General features: G+C 65.2%; 6 protein-coding genes. All 6 read right to left on the bottom strand.

Features of this window, described 5'->3' with window-relative positions:
- Nucleotides 1-2 precede the first annotated feature (2 nt).
- Nucleotides 3-2672 carry an alanine--tRNA ligase gene (gene alaS / locus E4P29_RS14280; protein ID WP_135045621.1) on the bottom strand — a complete coding sequence of 890 codons (2670 nt, stop codon included), beginning with the start codon at nucleotides 2670-2672 and terminating at the stop codon, nucleotides 3-5.
- A gap of 42 nt (nucleotides 2673-2714) precedes the next feature.
- Nucleotides 2715-4106: a replication-associated recombination protein A gene (locus E4P29_RS14275; RefSeq protein ID WP_135045619.1), complete on the bottom strand. Its 1392-nt coding sequence runs from the start codon at nucleotides 4104-4106 to the stop codon at nucleotides 2715-2717.
- Nucleotides 4107-4155: 49 nt separating this feature from the next.
- On the bottom strand, nucleotides 4156-5325 hold the full coding sequence (locus E4P29_RS14270; protein ID WP_135045618.1) for a kinase: 1170 nt from the start codon (nucleotides 5323-5325) through the stop codon (nucleotides 4156-4158).
- A 153-nt stretch (nucleotides 5326-5478) separates the two neighbouring features.
- The gene (locus E4P29_RS14265; protein ID WP_135045616.1) at nucleotides 5479-6387 is read right to left on the bottom strand and encodes a transglutaminase family protein; all 909 of its coding nucleotides are present in this window, start codon (nucleotides 6385-6387) and stop codon (nucleotides 5479-5481) included.
- A complete protein-coding gene (locus E4P29_RS14260) occupies nucleotides 6384-9083 on the bottom strand; it encodes a circularly permuted type 2 ATP-grasp protein (RefSeq protein WP_135045614.1) in 2700 nt (899 codons plus the stop codon). Before E4P29_RS14260 ends, E4P29_RS14265 begins: the two co-directional genes overlap by 4 nt.
- 126 nt (nucleotides 9084-9209) lie before the next feature.
- Nucleotides 9210-12599, bottom strand: a complete 3390-nt coding sequence (locus tag E4P29_RS14255; protein ID WP_135045612.1) for a transglutaminase family protein — start codon at nucleotides 12597-12599, stop codon at nucleotides 9210-9212.
- Between the last annotated feature and the right edge of the window lie 175 nt (nucleotides 12600-12774).

The following is a 12774-nucleotide window of genomic DNA, read 5'->3' as shown; positions in this document are numbered from 1 at the left end:
CGTCAGTGGGTGGTGAGTTCGGTCAATCGCGCCCGAGCGGCGTCGATCCCGGCGGTGATGCCCGCGACGTCGGAGCCCGAACCCTGGGCGAGCTCGGGCTTGCCACCGCCTCGGCCGCCGATGCTGGGGCCGAACGACGCGACCAGCTCACCGGCCGCGATTCCGGCCTCCTGGGCGGCCTTGTTCACCGACACCACGAAGGGGACCTTGCCGCCGACCGTGCCGAACAGCACGACCACGGCCGGATCCATGCCGAGTCGGCCGCGAATGTCGGTGGTGAGCGTGCGCAGGTCGTTGCCGCCGACGCCGTCGGGTGCCTGCGCGACGACTGCTCGCACGTCACCGAACCGTTCGGTCTTACCGACGAACTCTCCCGCCGAGGCCAGTACGGCCGCGGCCTTGACCGACTCCAGTTCCTTCTCGGCGACCCGAAGACGCTCGACCAGGTTCTCGATGCGCGCCGGCACCTCCTCGGACGGGACCTTCAACGACGACGCGACGCCGGCCAACAGCGCGCGTTCCTTCGCCAGGTAGCGGTACGAATCGAGGCCGACGAAGGCTTCGACGCGGCGTACTCCCGAACCGACCGAGGATTCGCCGAGGATGGTGACCGGACCGATCTGCGACGAGTGTTGGACGTGAGTGCCACCGCACAGTTCCATCGAGAACGGACCGCCGATCTCGACCACGCGAACCTCGTCGCCGTAGTTCTCGCCGAACAGCGCCATGGCCCCCATCTTCTTGGCGCTGTCGAGGTCGGTGACCAGGGTGTTTACCTCGTAGTCCGAGCCGACCGCATCGTTGGCGACATTCTCGATGTCGTCACGCTGCGCCTCGGACAATCCGCCCTGCCAGGAGAAATCGAAGCGCAGGTACCCCGGCTTGTTCAGCGAGCCTGCCTGCGTCGCATTGGGTCCGAGCACCTGACGCAGTGCAGCGTGCACCATGTGCGTGCCCGAGTGCCCTTGGGTCGCGCCCTTGCGCCAGGCGTGATCGACGTCGACACGGACGATGTCGCCCTCGGTGATCTGGCCGGCATCGACCACGGACTTGTGGGTCCACACCTTCTTGGCGATCTTCTGCACGTCGTTGACCTTGACGGTCAGGCCGGGTGCGGTGATGGTACCGATGTCGGCGATCTGACCACCGGATTCCGCGTACAGCGGGCTGCGATCGAGGATGATCTCCACGCTGTCGCCGGCGACTGCGGTCGGAACCCGCACGCCGTTTGAGATCAACGCCAGAACTGTTGCCTCGGAACCGAGTTCGTCGAACCCAGTGAACTCGGTCGGCGAACCGTCGACGAAATCCTTGTAGACGGTGAGGTCGGCGTGCGCATGCTTGCGCGCGCGGGCGTCCTCCTTGGCGCGAGTGCGTTGCTCGGCCATCAACGATCGGAATCCGTCCTCGTCCACCGACAATCCGGCCTCGGCGGCCATCTCGAGCGTCAGGTCGATCGGGAAGCCGTACGTGTCGTGCAGAGCGAAGGCTTCGGCACCGCCGATCTTTTTCGCGCCGGACGCCTTGACGGCCTCCGCGGCGCCCTCGAACAGCCGCGAGCCCGACGTCAGGGTCTTGAGGAAGGCGGTCTCCTCCCCCACTGCGACAGTGAGGATGCGATCGAAATCGGTGACCAGGTTGGGGTACGACTCGGCCATGGTGTCGCGCACCACGGTGATGAACTGCGCCATCGTCTCGTCGGGTGCTCCGAGGAGACGCGCGGACCGGACGATGCGGCGTAGCAGGCGTCGCAGCACGTAGCCGCGGCCGTCGTTGCCGGGATTGACTCCATCGGAGATCAGCAGCGCGGCGGTGCGCGCGTGGTCGGCGATCACCCGGAAACGGACGTCGTCGTCGTGGTTGCTGCCGTAGGTGCGACCCGAGAGCTCCTCGGCCTTGGCAATGACCGGTCGCACGAGATCGGTCTCGTACACGTTGTCGACGCCCTGCAGCAGGAATGCCACACGCTCGACGCCCATGCCGGTGTCGATGTTCTTCTTCGGCAGTGGGCCCAGGATCTCGAAATCGTCCTTGCTGATGCCTTGCCCGCGTTCGTTCTGCATGAACACGAGGTTCCAGATTTCGATGTACCGGTCCTCGTCGGCTTCGGGGCCGCCTTCGGCGCCGAACTCGGGGCCTCGGTCGTAGTAGATCTCCGAGCAGGGTCCACAGGGTCCTGGGATGCCCATGGACCAGTAGTTGTCGGCCATTCCGCGACGCTGGATGCGTTCGTCGGGCAGACCTGCGATTTCTTTCCAGAGGTCGATCGCCTCGTCGTCGTCGAGGTAGGCCGTGGCCCAGATCCGCTCGGGATCGAACCCATAGCCACCGTCTTCGACGCTGTCGGTCAGCAGGGTCCAGGCATGCTTGATCGCGTCCCGCTTGAAGTAATCGCCGAACGAGAAGTTTCCGGCCATCTGAAAGAACGTGTTGTGCCGAGTGGTGATGCCGACGTTCTCGATGTCGAGGGTGCGGACGCACTTCTGCACGCTGGTGGCGGTGTTGTACGGCGGCGTCTGCTGGCCGAGGAAGAACGGCACGAACGGCACCATGCCCGCGTTGACGAACAGCAGGTTGGGGTCGTCGAGAATCAACGACGCACTGGGTACTTCGGTGTGTCCCGCCTTCACGAAATGGTCGAGGAAACGCCTGCGGATCTCATGGGTCTGCACTGATACAGGTTAGCGTCCGAGACCCCGTACCGAACCGAGGGCCTATCGGCCCCTGATGATCCGCCGCAGTTTGCCCACCCTGGTCGCGATTTCGCGCTCGGCACCGTGTTCGGTGGGCTCGTAATAGTTCACGCCCACCAATTCATCCGGCGGATACTGCTGCCCCAGCACGCCGCCCGGACTGCTGTGCGGGTATTTGTAACCGACTGCGTTACCCAACCCCTGGGCACCCTTGTAATGGCCGTCTCGAAGATGCGGAGGAACCGATCCGGATTTACCCGCGGCAACGTCGGCCATCGCCGCTCCGAGTGCTCCGATCACGGCGCCGGACTTCGGCGCTGTCGCCAGATGGATGGTTGCCTGTGCCAGCGCCAGACGCGCCTCCGGCATCCCGATCATCTGCACGGCACTCGCCGCGGCGGTGGCCGTCTGCAGTGCGGTGGGATCGGCCATCCCGATGTCCTCGCTGGCATGGACGACGAGGCGGCGGGCGATGAAGCGGGCGTCCTCCCCTGCGGTGATCATGCGCGCGAGGTAATGAAGTGCGGCATCGACGTCGGATCCCCTGATCGATTTGATGAACGCACTGATGACGTCGTAGTGCTGGTCACCGTCACGGTCGTAGCGCACTGCAGCCTTGTCGACACTGGCTTCGACCGTCGCGAGGTCCAGCGTTCCGTCGGTTGCGGCACCCGCTGCCGCCTCGAGGGCCGTCAATGCTCGGCGAGCATCACCGGCGGCGAGCCGCACGAGGTGGTCCATCGCGTCCTCGGCAATGGTCACCGCCCCGTCCAGGCCTCGGGGATCGTTGGCCGCTCGGGTCAGCAGCAGTTCGATGTCCTCGGCCGAGAGCGGCTGCAATTGCAGCACCAGCGACCTCGACAGCAGCGGTGACACCACCGAGAACGACGGATTCTCCGTCGTGGCGGCCACGAGCAACACGATTCGGTTCTCGACCGCAGCGAGCAACGCGTCCTGCTGAGTCTTGGAGAAACGATGGACCTCGTCGATGAACAACACCGTCTGCTCTCCGGACAACAGCCGGCGTCGAGCGAGTTCGATGACGGAGCGCACTTCCTTGACCCCGGCCGACAGGGCGGACAACGCCTCGAACTTGCGACCCGTCGCGCCCGAGATCAGAGACGCCAGTGTGGTCTTTCCGGTTCCGGGCGGGCCGTACAGCATCACCGAAGACGCTCCGGATCCCTCGACGAGACGACGCAACGGGGCACCGGGTGCCAGCAGATGAGACTGTCCGACGACCTCGTCGAGTGTGGTCGGTCGCATGCGCACAGCGAGCGGTGCGTCGGGTCGCATGTACGTGGAGGTCGGACGCGGCTCGTCGATCATCGGATCCGGTGCCGCCGGCGGATCGAACAATCCGTCGCCGTCCGACTCGTCGTCCGAGATGTCACTTCCGAAACCGCCGTTCACCGGTCGAACGCTACCGATTCGACGGTACGAAAGGCGAACGCGTCGGCGCTCAGCGGTCCCGCTTCGCGCGCAGAGCTGCCACGACCGATTCGGCGTAGTTCGCGATAACGGGTTCTCCCGAACGCACTGCGCTGTCCTGGAGTACCGACCATCGCGAGATCAATGCCTGAGACCGCGGTACCGACAGCTGGTGCGCGCGCGCCGCCGCAATTCGAGTGTGATCGTCGGGCAGGAACCAGTACGTGGTCAGCCACACCCAGATCAAACGCGCGTCGAGGAGCTTCGTCGCCAGCACGTTGTCGTCCGCCAAAGCAGGCCAGATGCCGACTACCTCCGAACGCCACGCGTCGATCATGGCCTGCTCTCGATCGTGCGAGAGCTCGAAACTGCACAAACATCCCGGGAACGACGCCAGTGCGTACGTGATGTCGAGAGTGGCGTCTCGAAAACCGCCCCACTCGTAGTCGAGGAATCGAACGCCTTCGTCGTTGACGATGATGTTGTCGGGACACAGATCGGACGGGCTGAACGCGCGGAACGCACCGTGCGCGAACAGCCGCCCGCTGCGCGCCACTCGTTCGAGAAGGACGTCGGGTGGTGCCCCGACCCCGAGCAGCCCGGTCAGCATGCCGGGTACAGCGTCCAGAGCGTCGAATATCTGCGCGGAAATCCCGTCTGCCGAGTCCGGCTGGCCGACCCGCCGAAGCAACGCTGCGAAATCGTCCTCACGGCCCACGGTTGCCGCATGCATGCGCCCGAGCGCCTGCGCCATGGCCATCAACGAGTTGGTGACCATCGATGCATCGGAACTGCGCAGCAGCGTGGGGATCGCACTGGCGTCGCCGAGGTCGCTCAGAATCAACAGCCGAGCATCGAGATCGTAGGCGTGCAGCTCCGGTCCCGGCCTGCTGTCGGTGGCCAGAGCGTTCGCGAACTGGTACGAGGCGGCCTCGCGCAGAAATGCACTCGACCCGGCGACATCGGTGAGCTCGGAATGCAGCTCCGATTCTCCGGGAAGATCGCGCACCTGCTTGACGACAAGGGTTCGCGGAAGCTGAAAAGGATTCTCGGACACCTTCACTCGCAACACGATGGCTTGGCCACTACCCCCGAGATCGACGGGATCGATCAGCGTCACCGGTGCCCCGGTGCGCTTGGTGAGTAGTCGCTGGGCTGCTGCCACTACCTCGGATACAGGGTCTGCAAGTGTTGCGGTCATCGTTGTCCAAGCTACCTGTTCGCTACGTCGTACTGTGCCGTGTCGCCGGCTACGAAAGAGACACAATTGTCCGTTTTGCGGCTTTCGTGATCCCGTTCGTGGACCCGACCAGCTGGCCGGTTACCCCGAAGCCACCAAAGTATGCAGCGCGAACTACATCGGTGCAACGTCGACCGAAACCGCGATCGTGCTCTTCTCGGCCTCGGTGTAGATGACCCCGCGCAGCGGCGGAACGTCGGCGTAGTCGCGGCCCCAAGCGACGGTCGCATACCGTTCGTCGACCAGCTGATCATTGGTCGGGTCGAAGGCCAGCCAGCGGCCGTCGGGCATCCACACCGCGGCCCACGCATGGGTTGCATCGACACCGATCATGCGTTCCTTGCCCGGTGGCGGTTCCGTGGCGAGATAGCCCGAGACGTACCGCGCCGCCAATCCCTGCGACCGCAGACAGGCGATGGCCAACCGAGCGAAGTCCTGACAGACACCCGATCGTGCCGCGAGAACGTCGACCACGGTGGTCGATACCGTCGTGGACCCGGACAGATACCGAAAATCGGTGAAGATTCGATGCGTCAGATCGACGATGACGTCCGCGAGCGGACGACCCGGCGTGAAACTGGGCGCTGCGTACGCTCGCACCTCGTCGGTGATCTCCGGCGTCGGCAGGTCGAGGGCGAACTCCACCGCCGACGATCGTGCCGAATCCGCGGCATCGGTCGTGGCGGGGTCGAACATGGCCATCCGGGCCGATTCCCACGGGGCGGTCGCCGGCCACGACGTGGTCTCGCCCACCGGCCTCGGATACACCTCGACGAGCGAATCCGCCGTGACGACCAGCTTCTCGTGATCGTTGGTCACGTGGAAGTACACGTCTTCGTTGCCGTAGACATCCACTCCGAACGATTGATCGGTGGGTGGCGGCTCCACCGTGACCGTCTTCTCGACGCAGTGCTGCCCGTCCATGTCCCGCGGCGCAAGGAATCCCCGCCCGTAGGACGACGTGACGCGATCGGAGTAGGTGTATGTGGTGATGTGCTTGATTCGGTACCGACGACTCGTCACCGTGCCCCGCTTCCGATCCGAGCACCGACGCTGCCCCACAGCGGCTGGGTACCGCCCGGCAGCGACATGTGCGTCGCGAGAACGACCCGCGACAGTTCTTCGAGCGAATCGTGAATGCCGTCCACGAGCTCGATCAGTTCCACCCGCCGCCCGTTGGCATCGACCGACTCCAGATCACCGGGGTCGACGCGCCGCAACCGAACCCGCATCTGCTCGACGAGTTGTTCGGGCCGCGAGCTGCCGGACGCGTCCGGCAGTGCCCCGAGATCGTCACGCAGGCGGTCGAGTTGGTACACCAGTGCGCGGGGGTTGCCCGCATCGAACAGCAACAGCTGAGCAACTGCAGCCGGTCGTGCACGACCGCTGTTGCGTCGGCGATAGATCACCGAGGACTCTGCCGCAGACAGCACCGAATCGATGACCGCCTGTTCGGTGGACGGCGTGAGGGCGTGACTGAGAGTCGCCGACAGCAGCGCCGTCAGTTGCAATCCCCGCTCGATTCGCTTGCCCGCGTCCATCAGGTACCAACCGACGTCGCGAACCATCGACTCCGACGCCAGGCCGGACAGCGCGAGCAGCCCACGCAACACACTCGATTGCGACGCAGCCAACTGGGCACCGTTGTTGACGGCGGATTCGCCCAATTCCTCGAGCGCCGTCTCGATGCGAGCAAGCACAGCCCAGGTGTCGTTCGACAGTTGATCGCGCACCGCACGAGCAGCCTGTTGCATACGATCGACCGACTGCGCCAGCGAACCCAGACGATCCACCGAGAGCATCAGCGAGCGCATTTCGCACATCGCATCGGCACGAATCGCCTCGTCGAGAAATCCCGGGGCCGTGCGCGATACCTTCGTGACCGCCTCCAGCAGAATCGGCAGGCTGTCGCTGCCGTCGAGCCACGGCATCGAGCGATAGTCCTGATCCCGCTCCCGAGCGGCAATGAGCAGACGCGTCATGTCTTCCGCACGTTCGCTGTACCGACCGAACCAGAAGAGATCACCCAGCACACGCGGTGAACTGACCACCTCGACGTTGGACGCGGCGTACTGCGGCAACTCCTCCACCGTGGCAGGCGGAGTATGCGGAGCAGAATCAGCCGGAGTGACCCGCTCCACCGACTTGACCCACACGTCCTTGGACGCGACGGTGATCAGCGGTTCGGTGACCGGTGCCGTGATCATGACCTGACCGAGGCCGCCTCGCATCGGGGTGTAACCGACCCGCTGCGCGACGGTGAACAAGCGCATACCGACCTGGGCCGGAGCAACCGCCAACTGCTCCCCCGACCCACCGCCCCACGACGAACCCACCGGAGCCAGTGAGAACTCCGGCACTTCCTGACCGGTCCATTTCCACGGTGCTGCCTCGACCTCGTCCCACAATGCCCGGGCTGCGTGATCGGTGAGATCGTGACCCACCACCGCGCGTCGCGACACGGTGGACCTCAACACCAGCGATCGGAAGCGAGTTCGCATGTGCGAGAGGGCAATCGGATCACCGCCCCAGTAAGTGGGAACCGAGTCGAGAGCCAGATCCTCGTCCAGCAGAGCCCGGCTCAGCGCCGGCAGCAACGGTGTCAGTGCAGGATTCTCGAGCACTCCGCTGCCGAGAGTGTTGACCACGCTCACCGCACCGCGCCGAAGGACCTCGACCAAACCGACCACGCCCAGATGCGAATCCGGGCGCAGATCGAGCGGGTCGACGAACTCGGCATCGACGCGCCGCAACACCACGTCCACCCGCCGCAGTGTGCCGAGCGAACGCATCCACAAACAGCCGTCCCGCACCACCAGATCGGCGTTCTCGACGAGCGGAAATCCGAGAACTGTTGCCAGATAGGCCTGATCGAACGCCGTCTCGGAATGCGAACCCGGGGTCAACACCACCACGACAGGATCTTCGGCCGATGCAGGTGCGGCGTCACGAAGAGCCAATCGCATTGCCCGAGCAAACGTCGACAGCGGCCTCGGATTGCTCGCCTGGAACAGCTCCGGCATCGCCCGCGACATCACTCGTCGATCGGCCAGCGCGTACCCAACCCCGGACGGTGCCTGAGTGCGATCCGCAACAACCGAGAACCGGCCGTCCGACCCGCGCGCGATGTCGGCTGCGTGCATGAACAACTGATGCGGACCCGGGACGGTGATGGCATGCGCCGGCCGAAGATAACCGGGGTTGCCGAAGATCAGCTCGGGCGGAATCAGACCGCGCCGGACTGTCTCCTGCGCTCCGTAGATGTCGGTCAGGATGGCGTCGAGCAGTTGCGACCGCTGGACCAGACCCGCTTCGAGCCGATCCCATTCGTCGGCCGCAACGACGTACGGGACGCTGTCCAGTCCCCACCGCACGGAACTGGGCCCGGGCTCGTTGCCGCCCGTCGGAATCGGGTTGTAGGTGATTCCGTGGTCGTCGACCAGCCGACTGACCCGAGACTGCAACGTCTGCATGGCACCCGGGCCGGCGTCGCGCATACCGTCGACCAACTCCGCCCAGTGCGGACGCACCGTGTCGTCGGCACCGAGCATCTCGTCGAACAGCTCTCTGCGACCCGTCACCGCCTCGCGTCGACCGTGATATTCGAGCCACGGTGACACTGAGTCGAGCGACACAGGGTCGGGTGACACAGGGTCGGGCGCACCGGCCGCCACATCGTTGCGGCCCGCCTCACTGTGAGCGGTATCCACGGGCACCATCGAGCCGTTGTTCCTTCCGTCGGTCGATCACACTCCGTCGCCGGGTGGGGCGTGGTCGTTGCCGAATCCACCCGTTCCGCGTCGGACCGAAATCGCTACCGGTCGACTCGTTCTTCTCTGCCCGCCTCAGGACGTGTGAACCCCGGTCCGGCGCAGGTCCAGCATGCCGGGCGCAGTCACATCGATCGCTTGGCGAGCGTGCATCTCGAGCAATCTTGCTATGTCCACCTTGCCGGACGTGAACCCGCCCTCCTCGAACCGGCCGTTGCGTCGTGCTTCCGCCTCCACCGAGTTGACCGGTGGACCGTCGTACGACCGGCCGCCGGGGTGCACCACGTGATACGAGCACCCGCCGACTGCGCGCCCGGTCTGCATCTCCACCAGATCGAATCGCAAGGGACTCTGCACCTCGATCGTTGGATGCAGCGCGCTCGGTGGTTGCCAGGCGCGATAGCGCACTCCGGCGACCTGAACGTCCTGTCGCTCGGTACGCAGCATCGGTACCGGCACCCCGTTGCACGTCAACAGGTAGCGGCCTACGTCGGCACCGGCAACGCGAACCTGGATGCGCTCGACCGAGGAGTCCACGTAGCGCGCCGTGCCCGACGACGTCGACTCCTCCCCGAGCGTGTTCCACGGCTCGATCGCACCGCGCAGTTCGATCTCGGCATCGCCGACGACGGTGGTGCCGATGCGCGGGAAACGGAACTCGGTGAACGGGTCCAGCCAGCTGGTGTCGAACTCGATGCCGTGCTCGCGGAGGTCCTCGGCCACCCGGCCGATATCACCGATCACGAAGTGCGGCAACATGTACCGACCGTGCAGGTTGGCACCGTGCCGGATCAGTGGTGCTTCGAGCGGAGTATCCCAGAATCGCGAGACCATCGAGCGCACGAGCAAGGACTGCACCATCGCCATCTGATGATGCGGCGGCATCTCGAATCCGCGAAGCTCGAGCAGACCGAGCCTGCCACGGGTGGAGTCGGGGCTGTAGAGCTTGTCGATGCAGAACTCGGCACGGTGCGTGTTTCCGGTGATGTCGGTGAGCAGGTGCCGCAGCGCCCGATCGACGACCCATGGCGACGCCGAACGGTCGGCTCCGGTCAGACGCTTGATTTCGCTGAACGCAACCTCGAGTTCGTAGAGCGATTCCTCGCGACCTTCGTCGGCTCGGGGGGCCTGCGAGGTGGTGCCGATGAATCGACCCGAGAACAGGTACGACAGCGACGGGTGACGTTGCCAGTGCGTCAACAGAGACACCAGCAGGTCCGGTCGGCGCAACACCGGCGAATCGGACGGTGTGACGCCACCCAGAGTGATGTGGTTGCCGCCGCCGGTTCCCCGCGTGGTGCCGTCGTTGTCGAAACCCTCCGTACTCAGGCGGGACTTCCGCGCCTCCAGGTACAGGCGCTCCATCAGCTCGTTCTGCTCCGCCCACGACGACGTCGGCTGAACGTTCACCTCGATGACCCCGGGATCGGGTGTGACCGTGAGGGTTTGGATACGGGGATCCGAGGGCGGGCCATACCCCTCGAGGACGACCGGTGTGTCGATCGCGGATGCGGCATGCTCCACCCGAGAGACGAGATCGACGAAGTCGTCCAGTCGATCCATCGGCGGCATGAACACGTGCAGTATGCCCTCGCGTACCTCGGCGACCAGTGCGGTCACCGCAGTTCCGCCCACTCCGGACGTCTCCCGCACCGACTGCGCGTAGCGCGACTCGGCCGGGTCGACGGCCCGCGGTGGTTGCTGAGTCAGCTGCGGGGTCGGCAGATCGGGTTTCGGTGCGGTGGGATCGGCCGGGTTCTCCACTGGACCGCCGTCCCACGAGATGGCTCGCAGCGGCAGACGGAGCCCGGCGGGAGAGTCCCCCTCCAGCAAGACGATTCGCCCGCGTCGTAGCTTCCAGTCCGCGCTCTGCCAGCCCGTGCCGTCCTCGGTCCGTGAGATCGGCAGCACGAATGCTGCCGGTTCGTCGGTACTGGCGTCGAGCCGTTCGAGGAGAAGCCTTCTCGCGTCCGCGGAATCTGCCCCCGGTTCGAGATCGTCGGCATCGGCCGGCGGGTCACCGTAGGGCTGCCGCACCAGATCCAGCAGCTTGACGAGCGGGTCCTCGTAGGCCGGACGCGCTTGCGAGGCGGGCAGTCCCAACCCCTCGACCAATCGGCCGATCAGTTGCTGCGATACGGAGTTGTCGACTGGATCGGGACGCAGATCGTCCGCCGTCCATGGGTCGGCTATCAGGTCCGAGTCGTGCCACAGTGCCTGACCGTCGGTGCGCCAGAACAATCCCACCTGCCATCGTGGGAGAGGCTCGCCGGGATACCATTTGCCCTGGCTGCGCTGGACCATACCGTCGGGCGCGTAGATGGTTCGAAGTCGTTCTGCGAGAACGCTGGCCAACTTGCGCTTGTGCGGACCGTCCGCGGTGGTATTCCACTCGGGCGCTTCCTGGTTCTCGATGGCGACGAACGTCGGCTCACCGCCGACGGTCAATCGAATGTCCTGATCGAGCATGCGCCGGTCGATCTTCTCGGCCGTGGCCTTGATCGCGTCCCACTGCTCGGCCGTGTACGGCAACGTGGTGCGCGGATCCTCGTGAACACGCACCACCGTGTTCGAGAAGTCCAGTTCGGCTGTGCATTTGCTCGTCGCGCCGGAGATTGCGGCCGCGGTCGACGGATGCGGCGTGGCCGACAGTGGAATGTGCCCCTCGCCTGCGAACAGGCCCGACGTGGGGTCCATTCCGACCCAACCGGCACCGGGGAGATAGACCTCGGTCCAGGCATGCAGGTCGGTGAAATCCTCGACCGGCCCGGACGGACCGTCCAGCGATTTCACGTCCGAGGACAACTGGACGAGGTAGCCCGAGACGAAACGCGCGGCCAAACCCATCTGGCGCAGGACCGACACCAGCAACCACGCGGAGTCCCGGCACGATCCCACGGCGGACGTCAGCGTCAGGTCCGGGGTCTGCACTCCGGGCTCCATCCGCACGGAGTAGCCGACGTCCGCCATCACGGCCTGATTGGCCATGACGAGAAAGTCGATGGTGCGCAACGACTCTCCGCGCTCGACGACGGCGGCCTGCAGTTTCTCCACCCACGCCGAGACCACCGGACCGGGGCCCGAGCCGGCCTTGTCTTCGTCCACCGGACGCAGATACGGCTCGAGATCGGGAAGGTCGTGCTCTTCGTATGCGAATCCGAAGTGCTCGGCCCATTCTTCGACGAAGAAGTCCAGCGGATTGATCGACGCCATGTCCGCGACGAGTCCGACTGTGATGGACAAATGGTCGGTTCGCTCGGGGAACACCACGCGTGCGAGGAAGTTGCCGAAGACGTCCTGCTGCCAATTGACGAAGTGCTCCGCCGGTTCGATCTTCAGCGAATACGCCTCGATGGGAGTGCGCGAATGCGGTGCCGGCCGAAGCCTGATCTCGTGCGGAAAGATCTTGACCGTGCGGTCGAATCGGTAACTGGTGCGATGTTCCAGTGCAACTTTGATGCCCACGGCGAGCCCCTCGTGATAGTCCCGGTATGGGTAGAAATCACAACCCTAGTAGGCCCCGGCCCGGTGCGCTCGGCAAGAATTCGAACCGTCGACGGCACCCGTCGGCAGTCGAGCCCCCACGACCGTCCACATCTCGAACGCCTTGACACACAGCAGCGGTCTACGGTTCGCTCAG

Source organism: Rhodococcus sp. 1R11, from assembly GCF_004563845.1.
GTDB lineage: Bacteria > Actinomycetota > Actinomycetes > Mycobacteriales > Mycobacteriaceae > Rhodococcoides.
This window is presented reverse-complemented; position numbering and strand designations above follow the sequence as displayed.